General features: G+C 71.3%; 17 protein-coding genes. 11 read left to right on the forward strand and 6 right to left on the reverse strand.

Annotated elements, in window-relative coordinates; all coding sequences use genetic code 11:
- Positions 1-141: 141 nt before the first annotated feature.
- Together secB and PKE78_RS16640 are read right to left on the reverse strand one after the other, a co-directional pair.
- The gene (gene secB / locus PKE78_RS16635) at positions 142-627 is read right to left on the reverse strand and encodes a protein-export chaperone SecB (RefSeq protein WP_271202053.1); all 486 of its coding nucleotides are present in this window, start codon (positions 625-627) and stop codon (positions 142-144) included.
- A gap of 156 nt (positions 628-783) precedes the next feature.
- Positions 784-1,236, reverse strand: coding sequence for an FxsA family protein (locus tag PKE78_RS16640; RefSeq protein WP_271202054.1), 453 nt, complete (start codon positions 1,234-1,236; stop codon positions 784-786).
- Positions 1,237-1,462: 226 nt separating this feature from the next.
- On the opposite strand from PKE78_RS16640, the gene PKE78_RS16645 reads away from it, so the two are divergent.
- From PKE78_RS16645 to PKE78_RS16660, 4 genes are all read left to right on the forward strand, one after another.
- Positions 1,463-2,179 carry a Tim44/TimA family putative adaptor protein gene (locus PKE78_RS16645; protein ID WP_271202055.1) on the forward strand — a complete coding sequence of 239 codons (717 nt, stop codon included), beginning with the start codon at positions 1,463-1,465 and terminating at the stop codon, positions 2,177-2,179.
- Positions 2,180-2,199: 20 nt separating this feature from the next.
- Positions 2,200-3,366, forward strand: coding sequence for a murein transglycosylase A (mltA, locus tag PKE78_RS16650; RefSeq protein ID WP_271202056.1), 1,167 nt, complete (start codon positions 2,200-2,202; stop codon positions 3,364-3,366).
- Entirely contained in the window at positions 3,363-3,947 is a 585-nt protein-coding gene (locus tag PKE78_RS16655) for a Smr/MutS family protein (RefSeq protein ID WP_271202057.1), read from the forward strand. The genes mltA and PKE78_RS16655 overlap by 4 nt, the downstream gene beginning before the upstream one ends.
- A gap of 124 nt (positions 3,948-4,071) precedes the next feature.
- Positions 4,072-4,407, forward strand: coding sequence for an acyl-CoA thioesterase (locus tag PKE78_RS16660; protein WP_271202115.1), 336 nt, complete (start codon positions 4,072-4,074; stop codon positions 4,405-4,407).
- 172 nt (positions 4,408-4,579) lie between these two features.
- Here PKE78_RS16660 and PKE78_RS16665 read toward each other — a convergent pair whose 3' ends face one another.
- Positions 4,580-6,601 carry a protein meaA gene (locus PKE78_RS16665; RefSeq protein ID WP_271202116.1) on the reverse strand — a complete coding sequence of 674 codons (2,022 nt, stop codon included), beginning with the start codon at positions 6,599-6,601 and terminating at the stop codon, positions 4,580-4,582.
- A gap of 55 nt (positions 6,602-6,656) precedes the next feature.
- A complete protein-coding gene (locus PKE78_RS16670) occupies positions 6,657-6,920 on the reverse strand; it encodes a GlsB/YeaQ/YmgE family stress response membrane protein (RefSeq protein WP_271202058.1) in 264 nt (87 codons plus the stop codon).
- Between the two features lie 180 nt (positions 6,921-7,100).
- Here PKE78_RS16670 and ccrA point away from each other — a divergent pair, with 180 nt between their 5' ends.
- From ccrA to PKE78_RS16705, 7 genes are all read left to right on the forward strand, one after another.
- Positions 7,101-8,390 carry a crotonyl-CoA carboxylase/reductase gene (gene ccrA, locus PKE78_RS16675; RefSeq protein WP_271202059.1) on the forward strand — a complete coding sequence of 430 codons (1,290 nt, stop codon included), beginning with the start codon at positions 7,101-7,103 and terminating at the stop codon, positions 8,388-8,390.
- Positions 8,391-8,392: 2 nt separating this feature from the next.
- Entirely contained in the window at positions 8,393-8,839 is a 447-nt protein-coding gene (gene panD / locus PKE78_RS16680; RefSeq protein ID WP_271202060.1) for an aspartate 1-decarboxylase, read from the forward strand.
- 88 nt (positions 8,840-8,927) lie between these two features.
- Positions 8,928-10,277, forward strand: coding sequence for a tRNA uridine-5-carboxymethylaminomethyl(34) synthesis GTPase MnmE (gene mnmE / locus PKE78_RS16685; protein WP_271202117.1), 1,350 nt, complete (start codon positions 8,928-8,930; stop codon positions 10,275-10,277).
- Positions 10,278-10,381: 104 nt separating this feature from the next.
- Complete coding sequence (gene mnmG / locus PKE78_RS16690; protein ID WP_271202061.1) at positions 10,382-12,250, forward strand: tRNA uridine-5-carboxymethylaminomethyl(34) synthesis enzyme MnmG; 1,869 nt, start codon at positions 10,382-10,384, stop codon at positions 12,248-12,250.
- Positions 12,250-12,909, forward strand: a complete 660-nt coding sequence (rsmG, locus tag PKE78_RS16695; protein ID WP_271202062.1) for a 16S rRNA (guanine(527)-N(7))-methyltransferase RsmG — start codon at positions 12,250-12,252, stop codon at positions 12,907-12,909. The genes mnmG and rsmG overlap by 1 nt, the downstream gene beginning before the upstream one ends.
- A 36-nt stretch (positions 12,910-12,945) precedes the next feature.
- Positions 12,946-13,770 (forward strand): ParA family protein, encoded by an 825-nt coding sequence (locus PKE78_RS16700; protein ID WP_271202063.1) that lies wholly within the window; start codon positions 12,946-12,948, stop codon positions 13,768-13,770.
- 18 nt (positions 13,771-13,788) lie between these two features.
- Positions 13,789-14,661 (forward strand): ParB/RepB/Spo0J family partition protein, encoded by an 873-nt coding sequence (locus PKE78_RS16705; RefSeq protein ID WP_271202064.1) that lies wholly within the window; start codon positions 13,789-13,791, stop codon positions 14,659-14,661.
- 178 nt (positions 14,662-14,839) lie between these two features.
- On the opposite strand, the gene holA is transcribed toward PKE78_RS16705, so the two are convergent.
- Together holA and PKE78_RS16715 are read right to left on the reverse strand one after the other, a co-directional pair.
- A complete protein-coding gene (gene holA, locus PKE78_RS16710) occupies positions 14,840-15,871 on the reverse strand; it encodes a DNA polymerase III subunit delta (protein WP_271202065.1) in 1,032 nt (343 codons plus the stop codon).
- 187 nt (positions 15,872-16,058) lie between these two features.
- Complete coding sequence (locus PKE78_RS16715; RefSeq protein ID WP_271202066.1) at positions 16,059-17,318, reverse strand: L,D-transpeptidase family protein; 1,260 nt, start codon at positions 17,316-17,318, stop codon at positions 16,059-16,061.
- Positions 17,319-17,409: the final 91 nt, after the last annotated feature.

Genomic DNA, 17,409 nt, shown 5'->3' on the forward strand with positions numbered 1-17,409 from the left:
AGCGCCCTCACTTACCGCCCCGCCGTCATGGTCCGGCTTGACCGGACCATCCATCTCCGCGCTGGCGCTCGGCGCCTTCTCTAAGACCGACTTAGGCGCGAGCCCGGCCCGCGCTTCCCGCGGACCGGGACGCCGTCATGCTCAGTTCGGAGCGCCCGCCTGCTCCTGCAGGGCGGCGGCCTCTTCGGCGCGGGCGCGGTAGAGCGCGGCGAAGTCGACCGGGTCGATCATCAGCGGCGGGAAGCCGCCGTTGCGCACGGCGTCCGCCACGATCTGGCGCGCGAACGGGAACAGAAGCCGCGGGCACTCGATCATCACGACCGGATGGAGCTGCTCCTCGGGGATGTTCACCACGCGGAACACGCCGCCGTAGGAGAGGTCGACCCGGAAGATCTGGGCGTCGCCGTCCTTGGCCTGGCCTTCGATCGCGAGCTCGACCTCGAAGTCGGCGTCGCCGACCTTGCGCGCGTTGACGTTGACCTTGATCTCGATGTTGGGCGAGCCCTGGCGCGGCGCGAGCGAGCGAGGCGCGTTGGGGTTCTCGAAGGAGAGGTCCTTGGCGTACTGCGCGAGGACGTTGATCGCGGGCAGCTTGCTGGGATCCGGAGCGCCGTTGGTGTTCGCCATGTCGGTGGTCTCTCGCTGGCGGTGATGAGTTCGACCGGCCGATCGACCAAGCCGCGTTTCAGACGCGGCGGCGTACCATGGCGGCGCGCGAGGCGGCAAGCGCGCGGGACCCTGCGGAGCCGGACGTCCGACTCCGTCTTCCGTCGTAGGACGACCTCAGGCGCCGGGGCGTCGCGCCGGCTCGACCTCGCGCCATTCGCGCGCGTCGAGGTCGACCATGGCGTCGCCTGCGGGACGGGCCGCGGCGCGGGGGCGCGCTTCGGCCGGAACCTGCGGGCCTGCGAACAGCCGACGGATGCGGCCGCGGAACTCGGGCACCAGCGCCGCCACGGCGATCGCATCGGTGATGAAGCCCGGAACGGCGAACAGCAGGCCGGCGAGGCCGCGCATGCCCCTGGAGCCGTCGAGCGCCAGCGTCGTGAGCCGACCGCCGCGCTTGAGTTCGGTGCGGGCTTCCGTGATCAACGAACCGAGCATCGCGATGCCGATGGCGGAGAACGCCACCTGCAGCAGGATGGCCTTGCCGACGCCGATCATCGACGCGACGAGCGCGAAGGCGACGATCTCCAGCACCGGAAGCGCGAGAAGAAGTCCGAGAAGTCGAGGCATGACGTGTCCGTGAGGGTCCTTGTGCGGAAGGGCCGCGATCCGTCATGTGGGAACGCCTCGGCCAGTCGCCAAGGTTCCCGCCGTTCGCACGATTCCGTGGCCTGCGGGCTCACGTCTCCGTCACGTCGTCGCATTCGCCCCGCGCGACTGGATCGAAACGGCCGGACGTCACATATAGAAAGCGCCGGCGGCTCCGCCGGCCAAGGCCACACGAGCGCGAGACCCGATGAGCAGCGAAGGCTTCGACATCTACACGATCATCATTCTGGTGTTGGCCGTGTTCATCTTCGTCCGCCTGCGCTCGGTCCTCGGCACGCGCACGGGCAACGAACGGCGTCCCGACATCGCGCCGCGCTCGCCGCAGCCGGCGCCGGACGCGCCAGCCGACAACGTGACGCATCTGCCGCAGCGTCCGTCCGATCCCGCCCGGGAGGCGGAGGTCGCCGCCGAGCCTGCGGCCGACCGCTGGGCCGGCGTCGCGGCGCCGGACAGCCCAGTCGCGCGCGGCCTCGACGAGATCGCGGCCGCCGAGCGCGGCTTCGACGCCCGCCAGTTCCTGACCGGCGCCCGCGCCGCCTACGAGATGATCGTCACCGCCTTCGCCGCCGGCGACCGCAAGACGCTGAAGCCGCTGCTCGCCAAGGACGTGTTCGACAATTTCAGCGCCGCGATCGCCGAGCGCGAGAGCCGCGGCGAGACGGTCGAATCGAACTTCGTCTCGATCGAGAAGGCCGAGTTCACCGGCGCCGAGGTCGTGGGCCGCAGCGCCCAGCTCACCGTGCGTTTCGTGTCGAAGCTGATCAACGCCACCCGCGACCGCGACGGAACGGTGATCGACGGCGATCCGACCGCGATCGTCGACATCGTCGACGTCTGGACCTTCGCGCGCGACATCAATTCCCGCGATCCGAACTGGCGCCTGATCTCGACCGAAGCGGTCTGACCGCGGCCTCGGGGCGGGGGATGGCTCCGCGCACCAAGGCGGCCGTCGCCGTCGTCGCGGCCGCCCTCGCCGGCTTGTGGTTCGCGGGCTCGCCGCGGGCGGAGATCGGCGACGGGCTGGAGCCGGTCGCCTATTCCGAGCTCGACGGCTGGGCCGCGGACGACCACCTCGCGGCCTTCGGCGCGTTCCAAAAGTCCTGCCGCGCCCTCATCGACCGGGTTCCGCCGCTGCGGGCCGCGCTGCCGCCGCCGCCCGCGCTCGAGCCGATCTGCCGCGACGCGCTCGGGCAGGACGCGCCAGCGACGGCCGAGGACGCGCGGCGCTTCTTCGAGACGCGGTTCCGGCCGGTGCGCGCCGGGCGCGGGATCCTGACCGGCTACTACGAGCCGGAGGCGGCGGGCGCGCTCACACGCACCGAAACCTTCGACACGCCGCTGCTCGCCCGGCCCGACGATCTCGTCGATCTCGCCGACGGCGCGGCGCGGCCGGACGGCGTGCCCGACAACCTCACGGCGGCGCGCCAGGTCGGCGGACGGTTCGAGCCCTATCCGACCCGCGCCGAGATCGAGGACGGCGCGCTCGGGCCCCGCGCCCGGCCGCTCGTCTGGCTGTCGCGGGTCGACGCCTTCTTCGTGCACATCCAGGGCTCGACGCGGGTGCGGCTGCCCGACGGAAGGATCGTGCGCATCGCCTATGCCGGGCGCAACGGCCAGCCGTTCACCCCGATCGGCCGGCTGCTGGTGCAGCGGGGCGAGATGGCGAAGGACGTCGCCTCCATGCAGGCCTTGCGCGCCTGGCTCGCCGCGCGTCCGGCCGAGGGCCGCGCCATCATGCGAGAGAACCGCTCCTACATCTTCTTCCGCGTCGACGACGCGCTGCGGCCGGAGGACGGCCCGCGCGGCGCGCAGGCCGCGCCGCTGACCGCCGGCCGCAGCATCGCGGTCGACCGGCAGCTCTGGGCCTACGGCCTGCCGTTCTGGATCGAGGGCCGGTTCCCCTCGACGGTCGGCGGCGGGCTGATCCGGCGGCTGACGATCGCGCAGGACACCGGTTCGGCGATCTTGGGACAGGCGCGCGGCGATTATTTCGCCGGCTCAGGAGATGACGCCGGCGCGATCGCCGGCGGCATGCGCGAACAGACGGGCTTCTTCGCGCTGATCCCGCGCGAGTCCGGGCGGGACCAATGACCGGGCGCGGCTTCCGGCGCCCCCGCCGCCTGAGCGAGGGCGAGCGGGCGTTGTGGGACGCGGTCGCGAAGACCGTTCGTCCGCTCGCGCCGCGCCCGCCGGAGCCCGAACCGGCGCCGCCGGTCGAGGCCGCGGCAAAACCCGCGGCGGAGCCCAAGCCACCCCCCGCCGCCGCGGCTCCGCGGGGCGTCGCCGCGCCCAAGGTTCCCGCCCCGCCGCCGCTCGCGCCGCTCGAGCCGAAGCTGCGCCGCCGCCTGACCCGCGGCGTCGTCGCCATCGACGCGCGCATCGATCTCCACGGGCTGAGGCAGGACGAGGCGCACCGCCGGCTGGCCGCGTTCCTCGCCAGCGCGCAGGCCGGCGGATGCCGCGTCGTGCTGGTGATCACGGGCAAGGGGCGGCCGGAAGACGGCGGCGACTGGTTCGGTCCGGAGCGCGGGGTCCTGCGGCGCTCGGTGCCGATGTGGCTGTCGTCGCCGGCGGCGCGCTCCGTCGTGGTCGGCTTCGAGACGGCCGACGCGGTCCATGGCGGGGTCGGCGCGCTCTATGTGCGCATCCGGAAAGCCGGCCCCCGGCGCTGAATTTGGTCGCGCAGCGGGGCGGCTGCTGCTACATCGGAATTCAACTAAAGTTGAACTTCGGGCGAGGGTTGTCTTGAGCGCGGAACAGCCTCCTGCCGGCGCGCCGGTCATCCGCACGATCGCGATGCCCGCGGACACCAACCCCGCGGGCGACATCTTCGGCGGCTGGCTGATGGCGCAGATGGACCTCGCCGCGGGCAACGTCGCCGCCCGCGTCGCCCGCGGCCGCTGCGCCACCGTCGCGGTCGACCAGATGACGTTCCTGAGCCCGGTGCTGGTGGGCGACGAGGTCAGCTTCTACGGGACGGTGGTGAACCGCGGGCGGACCTCGATCCGCATCCACATCGAGGCGTGGCGCCGCCCGCGCGAGGGCGACGACCTGCAGCGGGTGACCGAGGCCACCTTCACCTTCGTCGCGATCGACGACGATCGCCGGCCGCGGCCGCTTCCGGCGGAGTGACGCGGAACAGCGTCCTCATCTTGTCCGGGCCTTGAGCCGGGACCCAGACACGCCAACCTCTGCTGCGAGTATGGGGGGCCCGCGCGCGGGCGGGCGCCGAACGTCGGGATTCTGGGTCCCGGCTCAAGGCCGGGATAAGGACGGCGCTGAGGGTGAAGGCGACCCGGCCCGCTTACGCCGCTTCCTTGTGCGCGGTTTCGGCGATGCGGACGATGTCGGCCATGATCCGGGTCAGGTCGAAGTTCTTCGGCGTGTAGACCGCCGCGACCCCCATCGCCTTGAGCTGCGTCTCGTCCTCCGGCGGGATGATGCCGCCGACGATCACGGGCACGTCGTCGATGCCTTCCGCGCGCATGCGCTCCAGCACGTCGCGGACCAGCGGCACGTGGCTGCCGGACAGGATCGACAGGCCAACGACGTGGACGCCCTCTTCCAGCGCCGCGTTGACGATCTCGGCGGGCGTCAGGCGGATGCCCTCGTAGACGACCTCGAAGCCGCAGTCGCGCGCGCGCACCGCGATCTGCTCGGCGCCGTTGGAATGGCCGTCGAGGCCGGGCTTGCCGACCAGCAGCTTCAGGCGGCGCCCGAGGCGGTCCGAGGCGGCCTCGACCTCCTTGCGCACGCGCTCGATCTCCTCGCCGCCGGCGTCCGGACGGACGGCGCGGCCGACGCCGGTCGGCGCGCGGAACTCGCCGAAGATGTCGCGCAGGGTCTGGCCCCACTCGCCGGTGGTGACGCCGGCCTTCGCCGCGGCGATCGACGGCTCCATGATGTTGCGGTCTTCCCTGGCGGCGGCGGCGAGGTCGGCCAGCGCCTTCTCCACCGCCTTGGCGTCCCGCTGCGCGCGCCAGGCGTTCAGCCGCTCGATCGCCTCCTGTCCGACGCTTTCCGGCACGGTCTGGATCGAGCCCGATCCGGTCGACAGCGGCGAGGGCTCGGTCTCCCGCCAGCGGTTGACGCCGACGACGATCTGCTCGCCGCTTTCGATCGCCGCGAGCCGCCGGGCGTTCGACTCCACCAGCCGGCCCTTCATGTAGCCGGACTGCACCGCGGCGATCGCGCCGCCCATCTCGTCGATGCGGGCGAGCTCGGCGCGCGCCTCCTGCTTCAGCGCCTCGACCTTGGCGTTCATGACCTCGGAGCCGTTGAAGATGTCGGCGTATTCGAGGATGTCGGTCTCGTAGGCCAGGATCTGCTGGGCGCGCAGCGACCATTGCTGGTCCCACGGCCGCGGCAGGCCGAGCGCCTCGTTCCATGCGGGGAGCTGCACGGCGCGGGCGCGCGCGTCCTTCGACAGCGTCACGGCGAGCGTCTGGATCAGGATGCGGTAGACGTTGTTCTCGGGCTGCGGCTCGGTCAGGCCGAGCGAATTGACCTGCACGCCGTAGCGGAAGCGGCGGCTCTTGGCGTCGGTCACGCCGTAGCGGTCGCGCGTAATCTCGTCCCAGAGGTCGACGAAGGCGCGCATCTTCGCGATCTCGGTGATGAACTTCATCCCGGCGTTCACGAAGAACGAGATGCGCTGCACCGTCTGGGCGAACACCTCCTCGCTCGGATTGGTCGCCTTGACCTCGTCGAGCACCGCGATCCCGGTCGCGAGCGCATAGGCGAGCTCCTGCACCGGCGTCGCGCCGGCCTCCTGCAGGTGGTAGGAGCACACGTTCATCGGGTTCCACTTCGGCATCGCCGCCGTGGTGAAGGTGATGACGTCGCGGATCAGCCGGAGCGACGGGGCCGGCGGGAACACGTAGGTCCCGCGCGACAGATACTCCTTGATGATGTCGTTCTGCGTCGTGCCGTTGAGCGCGGCCTTGTCGGCGCCCTGCTCCTCGGCCAGCGCGGCGTAGAGCGCCAGCAGCCAGGCCGCCGTCGCGTTGATCGTCATCGAGGTGTTCATCTGGGCGAGCGGGATGCCGTCGAACAGCGCCCGCATGTCGCCGAGATGGGAGACGGGCACGCCGACCTTCCCGACCTCGCCGCGCGAGAGGATGTGGTCGGGGTCGTAGCCGGTCTGGGTCGGCAGGTCGAAGGCGACCGAGAGGCCGGTCTGTCCCTTGGCGAGGTTCGACTTGTACAGCCGGTTGGACTCCGCAGGCGTGGAATGGCCCGCATAGGTCCGGATCAGCCAGGGTTTGTCCGCCATAGATCCGCGCTCGCCTCGCCTCGTCGCAGGCGGTCGCTCCGCCCGCGACAGTCTTTAGCCCAGCGATGCTGCGCCGCAATGGGCCGATCGTCGAGCAGACTTTCGGTCAGGCGCGCCGGAACAACCCGATGATAAGCAGAAGAACGATCGCGCCGATGGTGGCGCCGATGATCTGGCCGAGCACGCCGGGGCCGACGAAAATTCCAAGCCTCGCCAGCAGCCAGGCGCCGATCACCGCGCCGAGGATGCCGACGATCACGTTGCCGATGATTCCGAGCCCGTAGCCGCGGACCACAAGGCCCGCGAGCCATCCGGCGACGCCGCCGATCAGCAGGATGGCGAGGATTCCGTATCCGGCGAAGACTTCCATGGCGCGCTCCTGAGGCGTTCCGCGGGGCTTGTTCCCGCATTGCGCCGAAACTAGCGCGGCGCGGGCGTTAGACTATCTGGCGCCGCAACATGAGGCCATCGTCGCATTGCGTCCTTTCGAGCCGGCGTCATATTGCGCGGCGGATCGAACGGTTTTCTCTTGATTGCGAGAGACGAGAACATGGCCTCTTCCTCCGAGCGCAAAGACCTTTACGAGCTGGGCGAAGTCCCGCCCCTCGGCCACGTGCCGGCGAACATGTACGCCTGGGTCGTGCGCAAGGAGCGCCACGGCCCGCCCGAAAGCGCCAACGAGCTCGAGGTCGTGCCCGTCTGGGAGATCGGCGAGGAGGAGGTGCTGGTCTACGTCATGGCGGCCGGCGTCAACTACAACCATGTCTGGGCGTCGCTCGGCGAGCCCGTCTCCCCGCTCGACGTCCACAAGCTTCCGATCCACATCGGCGGCTCAGACGCCTCCGGCATCGTCTGGGCGGTCGGCTCCAAGGTGAAGCGCTGGAAGGTGGGCGACGAGGTCATCATTCACTGCAACCAGGACGACGGCGACGACGAGGAGTGCAACGGCGGCGATCCGATGTTCTCTCCGTCCCAGCGTATCTGGGGCTACGAGACGCCGGACGGCTCCTTCGCCCAGTTCTGCCGGGTGCAGTCGCGCCAGCTCATGCCGCGGCCGAAGCACCTCACTTGGGAAGAGGCCGCCTGCTACACGCTGACGCTGGCCACCGCCTACCGCATGCTGTTCGGCCACGCGCCGCACAGCCTGAAGCCGGGCGACAACGTGCTGGTGTGGGGCGCCTCCGGCGGCCTCGGCGTGTTCGCGGTGCAGCTGATCGCGGCCTCGGGCGCGAACGCCATCGGCGTCATCTCCGACGAGTCCAAGCGCGACTATGTGCTCGGCCTCGGCGCCAAGGGCGTGATCAACCGCAAGGACTTCGACTGCTGGGGCCAGCTTCCGAAGGTGAACTCGCCGGAGTTCCACGCCTGGACCAAGGAAGCGCGCGCCTTCGGCAAGGCGATCTGGGCGATCACAGGCAAGGGCAACGACGTCGACATGGTGTTCGAGCATCCAGGCGAGGCGACCTTCCCGGTCTCCTGCCTGGTGGTGAAGCGCGGCGGCATGGTGGTGTTCTGCGCCGGCACCTCCGGCTTCAACATCACCTTCGACGCCCGCTACGTCTGGATGCGGCAGAAGCGCATCCAGGGCTCGCACTTCGCGCATCTGAAGCAGGCCTCGGCCGCGAACAAGTTTGTGCTCGACCGCCGCGTCGATCCCTGCATGTCGGAAGTGTTCACCTTCGCCGACATCCCGAAGGCCCACACCAAGATGTGGAAGAACCAGCACGCTCCCGGAAACATGGCGGTGCTGGTGAACTCCCCGCGTCCGGGCCTGCGGACGGTGGAGGAGGTGATGGAGGCCGAGCCGCTCCAAGCCGTCGCCAAGGCCGCCGCGGCCTGACGATGCAGCGCTTCGTCCGCGCCAAGCTGCACGGGCTCCGCGTCACCGGCGCGGACCTGAACTACCACGGCTCGATCACGATCGACGCGGAGCTCTGCCGCGCCGCCGGGCTCGAGCCGCTGGAGTTCGTCGAGATCTGGAACAAGATGTCGGGCGCCCGGCTCTCGACCTACGTGCTCTATGGCGACCCCGGCTCGCGCTGCTGCATCCTCAACGGCGCCGCGGCGCGCACCTGCCAGATCGGCGACGAGGTGATTATCGCCTCGTCCGAATGGGGCTTGTTCGAGGACGTCGCCGCCATCAGCCCGAAGGTGCTGACCTTCCGCGACGGCAACGAGATCGACGAGCGCATCGTCTACCGCGTCTTCCGCAACGCCGCCGGCGAGCACGACATGGCGATCGAGACCGACGCCGGCGCGCCCCTCGCCGTGCGCGACCTGGTGGGGTGACCTCGGGTCGCCGCCCGTCCATCGGGTTGCCTCTCCGCCGCCCCAACGCCTAGGGATGGCTCCAGGCGAATGGGTCATGGGGCACGGGATGCGCGCGGACGACACCTCTGACGGCGCGACGTCCGTGGCCCGAGACACCATCGTCGCGGTGTCGACGGCTCCCGGGAAGGCCGCGGTCGCGGTGTTGCGGCTGTCCGGGCCGCAGGCCGGCGCGGCGCTTGACGCGATCGCCGGCGGACGCCCGGCGCCGCGGGTCGCGGCTTATCGCGCGCTCCGGAGCCCGTCCGCGGGCGAACTGCTCGACCGCGGACTGGCGCTGTGGTTTCCGGGGCCCGCCAGCGCCACCGGCGAGGACGCGGCCGAGCTGCACGTCCATGGCGGGCGTGCGGTCGTCGCGGCCGTGCTCGATGCCGCGCTCGCCCTGCCCGGCCTCCGCGCGGCGGAGCCGGGCGAGTTCGCTCGCCGCGCCTTCCTCGCCGGCAAGCTCGACCTCGCGGAGGCGGAAGGCCTCGCGGATCTGATCGACGCGGAGACGGAAGCCCAGCGGCGCCAGGCGGCGCGGCAGAGCGAGGGCGCGCTGTCGGAGGTCGTGGACGGCTGGCGCGAGCGGCTGGTCGCCGCCATGGCGCTGGTCGAGGCCGGCATCGATTTCGTCGACGAGGACGACGTGCCCGCGGCCGCCCGCCAGCAGGCCTTCGAGGCCGTTGCGGAGCTGGCGGAGACGCTGCGCGCGGCGCTCGCCGACACCCGCGCCGAGCGGCTGCGCGACGGGTTCCGGGTCGCCATCGTCGGCGCGCCGAACGCGGGCAAGTCGTCGCTGCTGAACGCCCTCGCCCGCCGCGAGGTGGCGATCGTGACCGACGCGCCGGGCACGACGCGCGACGTGGTCGAGGTTCGCCTCGACCTCGGCGGCTATCCGGTGCTGGTCGCGGACACCGCCGGCCTGCGCGACGCCGCCGACGCCGCAGAGCGCGAGGGCGTGCGGCGCGCGCTGGTCCGGGCTCGGGAGGCCGATCTCGTGCTGTGGCTTCGGGACGCCTCCGTGGCCGTGCCTGAGCCCGCGCCCGAGACCGGGGGGTGGCTGTGGCGCGTGGCGAGCAAGATCGATCTGGTCGCGGCGCCGTCGGACGCCGATCACGGCGTATCGACCGCGAGCGGCGCCGGCGTCGACGCGCTGATCGCGGCGATCGCCGAGGCGGCGCGCGACGCCCTTGGGGGCACCGAGCATGCGGGATTGACGCGGGCGCGGCATCGCGAGGCGCTGCGGGCGGCGCTCGATGAACTGGACGCGGTCCTCGGAAGCTGGCCGTCGCTGGCGGACGAGCTGGTCGCGGAGGGGCTGCGCCGGGCCGCGACAGACCTTGGGCGCATCGCCGGCCGGGTCGGCGTCGAGGACGTGCTGGACCGACTGTTCGCAAGCTTCTGCATCGGCAAATGACGAAGGGGCTCGCCCGATGTTTCACGTGAAACACGGGGACGCGTTGCGACCCGGCGACGGTAGCGCTATGCGTGCGCAACTTTTCGCGTCAGGGATCGGATGAGATGCGGACGTCCTTCGACGTCATCGTTGTGGGCGGCGGCCATGCCGGCTGCGAGGCGGCCGCGGCCGCGGCGCGGACGGGGGCCGCGACCGCGCTCGTGACCCACCGCGCCGACACCATCGGCGCCATGTCCTGCAACCCGGCGATCGGCGGGCTCGGCAAGGGCCATCTCGTGCGCGAGGTCGACGCGCTCGACGGTTTGATGAGCCGGGTGGCCGACGCCGGCGGCATCCAGTTCCGCATGCTGAACCGGCGCAAGGGGCCGGCCGTGCGCGGACCCCGCGCCCAGGCCGACCGTAAGCTCTACGCCGCCGCGATGCAGGAAGCCCTCGCCGCGACCGAGGGTCTCGCGATCGTCGAGGCCGAGGTCGACGATCTGATCGTCTCCGACGGCTGCGTCACAGGCGTCCTCCTCGCTGACGGCCGATCCATGCCGGCCGGCGCGGTGGTGCTGACGACCGGCACCTTCCTGCGCGGGCTGATCCATATCGGCGACCAGACGACGCCGGCCGGCCGCGCGGGCGAGGCGCCGGCGCTCGGCCTGTCGAAGCGGCTGGAGGCGGCGGGCTTCGCGCTCGGCCGGCTCAAGACCGGGACCCCTCCCCGGCTCGACGGCCGCACGATCGACTTCGCGAGCCTTGAGGAGCAGCCCGGCGACGAGCCGCCGGAGCCGTTCTCGACGCTGACGCGGGCGATCACGACCCCGCAGACGGTGTGCCACATCACCCGCACCACCGCCGAAACCCACGCCATCATCCGCGCCGACATCGGCCGGTCGGCGATGTATTCCGGCCGGATCGAAAGCCGCGGGCCGCGCTACTGCCCGTCGATCGAGGACAAGGTGGTCCGCTTCGGCGACCGCGAGAGCCACCAGATCTTCCTCGAGCCCGAAGGGCTCGACGACCCCACGATCTACCCGAACGGGATTTCGACCTCGCTGCCGGCGGACGTGCAGCTCCGCCTCGTGCGGTCGATCCCCGGGCTGGAGCGCGTCGAGATCCTGCGGCCGGGCTACGCCATCGAATACGACCATGTCGATCCGCGCGAGCTGCAGCCGACGCTGGAGGCCAAGCGGCTTTCCGGCCTGTTCCTGGCGGGGCAGATCAACGGCACCACCGGCTATGAGGAGGCGGCGGCGCAGGGGTTGCTCGCTGGGCTCAACGCCGCCCGGCGCGCCGGCGGCTCCGACGGCGCCGTGTTCGATCGCGCCGAGGCCTATCTCGGCGTCATGGTCGACGACCTCGTCACCCGCGGCGTGACCGAGCCCTACCGCATGTTCACTTCGCGGGCGGAGTACCGCCTGAGCCTGCGCGCCGACAACGCCGACCTGCGGCTGACGGCGCGGGGCGAGACGCTCGGCTGCGTCGGGACAACGCGCTCCGCCGCCTTTGCGGTCAAGGCCGGCCGGCTCGCCGCCGCGACGGCGATCGCCCGCTCGCTGTCGCTGACGCCCAACGAGGCGGAGAGCTTCGGCGTGGCGGTCAACCGCGACGGACGGCGGCGCAGCGCTTTCGACCTGCTGTCGCTGCCTGACGTGGGGACGGACGTGCTCGCACGCATCTGGCCGGCGTTCCGTGAGATCGACGCCGCGACGCTGGCGCAGCTCGAGATCGAGGCGTCCTACGCCGTCTATCTCGATCGGCAGGAGACCGACGTCCGGCGCTACCGCTCCGAGGAAGCCGCCGCGATTCCCGCCGATATCGACTACGCTGACCTGCCCGGCCTGTCGGCGGAGCTTCAGGCCAAGCTCAAGGCGGTCGCGCCGCGCACGCTCGGACAGGCCGGCCGGATCGAGGGCATGACGCCGGCGGCGCTGACGCTGATTGCGGCGCGGGCGCGCAGGGCCGGCGCCGGCAAGGTCGCGGGCTGATGGCGGTCGATCCGGCGGCGCGCAGGGCGGACCGGGCCGCGGCGGAGCGGCTGGTCCATGTTTCACGTGAAACATGGGCGCGCTGGGAGGCGCTGGTCGCGGCCCTCGACAAGTGGCAAGCGACGACGAACCTGGTCGCGCCCACTACGCTCGCCACGGTGTGGACGCGCCACGTCGCCGACGGAGCGCAGCTCCTCCCCCTCGCCCCGCAGGACTGCCAAACCTGGGTCGATCTCGGCTCCGGCGGCGGCTTTCCCGGCCTCGTTGTGGCAGCCGCGCTGGCGGGCCGTACGCAGGTCCATCTGGTCGAGAGCAATCTCAAGAAGGCGGCGTTCCTGCGCGAGGCGGCGCGCGCCATGGACGTCGCCGTCACGGTCCACGCCGCGCGGGCCGACGCCGTGCTTGGCTCGGTCGTGACCCGGGCGGACGTCGTCAGCGCACGCGCGCTGGCGCCGCTCGCCGATCTCGTCGCGATGGCGGCGCCGCTGTTGAAAACCGGCGCCGTCGGCCTGTTTCCGAAGGGCGCGAAGGCGGAGGCCGAATTGACCGCGGCGGCGAAATCCTGGAACATTAACGCATCGTTTCACCCGAGCCTCACCGAGCCGGACGCCCGCATCGTGCGCGTCGACGGGCTGGCGGAGCGTCGGGGAGTCGAGTGATCCTGTTCCAAGGATGTTCGCCCCGGAGCTTCCGCCATGCTGTCGACCAAGTTCCCCGCCGGCGCGCCGCGGGTTCTGACCCTCGCCAACCAGAAGGGCGGCGTCGGCAAGACCACGACGGCGATCAACCTCGGGACGGCGCTGGCCGCGATCGGCGAAAGCGTGCTGATCGTCGACCTCGACCCACAGGGCAACGCCTCCACCGGCCTCGGCATCGACCGCAGGGCGCGGCGGCTGTCGACCTACGACGTGCTGGTGGGCGAGGCGACGCTCGCCGAGACCATCCACGAGACGGCGGTGCCGCGGCTGCACCTCGCCCCCTCGACCATGGACCTGCTCGGCGTCGAGCTCGAGATCGCGTCGGAGAAGGACCGCGCCTTCCGCCTGCGCGACGCGGTTCACGCGCTGCACGACGCCTGCGTGGAGAACCGCCGCTACACCTATGTGCTGGTGGACTGCCCGCCCTCGCTCAACCTGCTGACGATCAACGCCATGGCGGCCGCCAACGCCATCGTGGTGCCGCTGCAGTGCGAGTTCTTCGCCCTGGAGGGCCTCAGCCAGTTGCTGAAGACGGTGGAGCAGGTGCGGGCGTCGCTCAACCCGGGCCTCAGCATCCACGGCGTGGTGCTGACCATGTTCGATCCCCGCAACAACCTCTCCGGCCAGGTCGTGGCGGACGTGCGCGAATTCATGGGCGAAAAGGTCTATGAGACCATGATCCCTCGCAACGTGCGGGTGTCGGAGGCGCCGTCCTACGGCAAGCCGGTGCTGCTGTACGACCTGAAGTGCCACGGTTCGCAGGCCTATCTCCGCCTCGCCTCCGAGGTGATCCAGCGCGAGCGTACGTTGCGCGCGGCCTGACGCGCGCCAGGAGGCATCATGTCGGAAGAACCCAGCCGCTCGCGCCTCGGGCGCGGATTGGCCGCCCTGATCGGCGACGTCGGCGACGAGACGGCGGTGATGGAGCGCTCACGCGGCCAGCGGCGGGCGCCGATCGCGCATCTGCGGCCCTCGAAGGCCAATCCTCGCCGCCATTTCGACGAGGCTCATCTCGAGGATCTCGTCGCCTCGGTGCGCGAGAAGGGCGTGATCCAGCCGATTCTTGTCCGCAGGCTGCCGGGCGAGAGCGAGGCGTTCGAGATCATCGCGGGCGAGCGGCGTTGGCGCGCAGCGCAGCGGGCCGGCGTGCACGACGCGCCGATCGTCGTGCTGGACGTGACCGAGCGCGAGGCGCTCGAGATCGCCATCGTCGAGAACGTCCAGCGCGCCGATCTCAACGCCATCGACGAGGCCGCGGGCTATGACCAGCTCATGAGCCAGTTCGCCTACCGGCAGGAGGACTTGGCGCGCGTCATCGGCAAGAGCCGCAGCCACATCGCCAACACGCTCCGCCTGCTGAAGCTGCCGGACCTGGTGAAGAGCTATGTTGTGAAGGGCGCGCTCAGCGCCGGACACGCCCGCGCGCTGCTCGCGCTGCCCGATCCCGAGACCGCCGCAAACAAGGCGGTGGCGAAGGGCCTGTCCGTGCGCGAGGTCGAGGCCATGGCCCGCGCTCCGGAGATCAAGTCGATGGACGGGCTCCGCAAACAGAAGCCCGCGAAGGACGCCGACACCCGTGCGCTCGAAGCCGCGCTGTCGGACGCGCTCGGCCTCGACGTCTCGATCACCGCGCGCGGCGCCGGCGGCGAGGTGACGGTGCGTTACCGCTCGCTCGAGCAGCTTGATCTGGTGGCTCGGCGTCTGAGGGGCTGATTTGAGCCCGCCGGACGCTTGAGGTCAGACCCATGCGCCGCGGTGGCTTTCAGAAGGCCGCTGGCGGCCTGTCCGGTCCATGGGTCGTATCGCCCCGGCGATGTGCGAAAACGCCGCCGGTGACTCTCCCTGCAGGTCGCGAAAATGCGCGCCGATTGCAACTCTTGCGCGAAAGGGCTCAGCGCATGAGCCGTCCGGCCTCGATTGCGATCGCGAGCAGCGCGCGTTCGGCGACCGCCTCCCCGATCGCGCCGGCTTTTCGACCGGCGGCCACGGCGTCGGCGAGCTTCGTGACCGCCTCGCCGAGCCGCTCGTTGGTCCAGGCGCCCAGCGCCCGCTCCACCGCGGCCTTGCGGCGGAAATGGAACAGAAAGCCGTTGGCCTCCATCACCGCCCGCGCGCTGCGGGCGGCGTCGACGTCGCCGCGCAGCCGGTGCAGCGTCAGCGCATGGCGGAGCGCGCCGCCGGCCACCACGGATGGGGGCATGCCGCCGGCGCGCAGCGCCCTGAGCGCGGCGGTCATGTCGGCCGCGCGGCCGGCGAAGGCGGCGTCGATCGCGACGTCCATGCCGACGTCGCCGGCGTCGGCGACCACCGCCTCTACGTCGTCGGCGTCGATGCGGCCCTTGTCCATGGCGTAGAGGCAGAGCTTGCGCACCTCGCCGCGCGCGGCGAGCCGGTCGGGCCCGAGATGGGCGGCGAGCAGGGCGCGAGCGTCCGGCGAGATCGAGAGCCCGGCCTCGCGCGTCTCCTCGTCGATCAGCCGGTCGCGCGCGCCGGCTTCATCCGGGAAGCACGGCAGCGCGGCGGCGCGCGGGCTCTTCTCGCACAGGGCGCGCAAGGGGTTGTTCTTCTTGAGGTCGCCGGCCTCCAGGATGACGAGCGACTCCGGCTCGGGTCCCGACAGCAGGCCCTCGGCGGCCAGGACCATGGCGCGCCCGCCGACGCGGACGCGGATCACGCGCTTGCCGCCGAACAGGGCGATGGTGCGGGCCTCGTCCGCCAGCCGTCCGGGATCGGAGGCGAGGTCGTCGCCCTCGAGGCGCACCAGAGCGAACGGGTCGTCCGAGCCTTCGAGCGCGCGCGCGGCGAGCCGCTCGCACCGCTCGGACACCAGCCCGGAATCGGGGCCGTAGATCAGGACGGCGAAGACCCCCGCCTGGGGCTTGGCGAGAAAGGCGTCGACGCCCGAGGTTTTGATCGCGACCATGGCCGAGTTGTCGCGGGAGGCGGGCTCGGGGTCAACGCCGAAGGGGTCGGAAGAGACCCTCTTCTCTCGGCCTTGAGCCGGGATCTAGAACCTCGCACGTTGGGAGCTTGGCGCGCCGCTGGTCGCGTCGTCTGAGGCACGCATGGTGGTTCTGGGTCCCGGCTCAAGGCCGGGACAAGAGCCGCGGTCAGTACGGCACGGCGCGCGCGGGCGTGATCCCTGTGGTCAGCGGCTCGGTCTCCGCCGTCTGCGGCAGCTCCGGCTCGCGGAAATCGACCGGGACGCCCGGCGCGACCAGGTGCGCGAGCTCGTTCGCGTCCCAGTTCGTCAGGCGCACGCAGCCGTGGCTGTTGGTCTTGTCGATCTTGGAGGGCTCGGGGGTGCCGTGCAGGCCGTAGGTGGGCTTGTCGAGGCCGATCCAGACCGCGCCGACTGGCGCGTTCGGCCCCGGCGGAAGCCGCAGGGCCTTGGTGTTCTCGCCCTGCTGGAAGTTGACCTTGGGCCGGTACCAGTATTCCGGGTTGATCGCGATCGCCTTCACCGCATGCACGCCGGTCGGCGACGGCAGGTCGGCGCTGCCGATGGTGGCGGGATAGGACGCGACCAGGCGGCCGGCCAGGTCGTAGGCGAAGATCTGCCGCCGGCCCTTGTCGGCGACGATGCTCGCGACCTTGGCCTTCTGCGGCGCGCCGGGATTGGCGACCGTGATCACCGAACCGGCCATGGTGAAATCAATGTCCGGATTTAGCCGGCGAAGGAAACCTTCGTCCATGTGGAAGCGCTCAGCCAGCATCTCCACAGGATCTCTGTAGCCTGCGGCCGACAGCTGGGCCTGCTCGGCATAGTCAGCCGGCAAAACAGGCGTGAACGGGCCTCCGACGTCCTTCTCTGTGAGCTCATAGGAAGTCAGCACGGGCTCGCTCGACACGCTTTCGAGCCGCGCCCAGAGCTCGGCGTCCATGACGCCGTCGACAGGGTGGCCGATCATCATCTCGAAGGCGGCGATCGCCTTGGCCACGTTGCCGCCGTTGATGCCGTCGATCACGCCGGGCGAGGCGTGGGCGCGGTCGAGCAGCACCTGCAGCTTGATCATGCGGGGGTCAGCGTGCTGCCCCTTCGGATAGGGCGCGTCGGAATAGACCGCGTCGTTCGCGAGCGCGATCAGCAGGTCGACGGGATAGGCCTCCGCGACCGGGGCGGGACGGGCGGGCTTCGGCGCCGGCCTGCGGGCGACCGCGGGCGGAACGGGCTCCGCGGGACGCACGCCCTCGAGCGGCAGACGGTGAGGTTCGGCGTCGACGCTGCCCGTGGTCTCGGGGATCGACAGCATCTCCCCGATGGCGTCCACGGGACGCTCGTCGTCGAAGGGCGCGCCTTGCGCGGCCGCCTCGCCCACGGCCAGGGCGGCCGCGAGCGTCAGCGCGATTGCGAGCTTGCCGTCACCCACGCGAGGATCTCCCAGAGCTTCGGCGGCCCGAGATGGGGCCGGCTTGCGTCTGGAGGATCGCGCAACAGGGTAAACAAAAGGCGCCGCGCGG

This window comes from Methylopila turkensis, from assembly GCF_027922325.1.
Taxonomy (GTDB): Bacteria; Pseudomonadota; Alphaproteobacteria; order Rhizobiales; family Methylopilaceae; genus Methylopila; species Methylopila turkensis.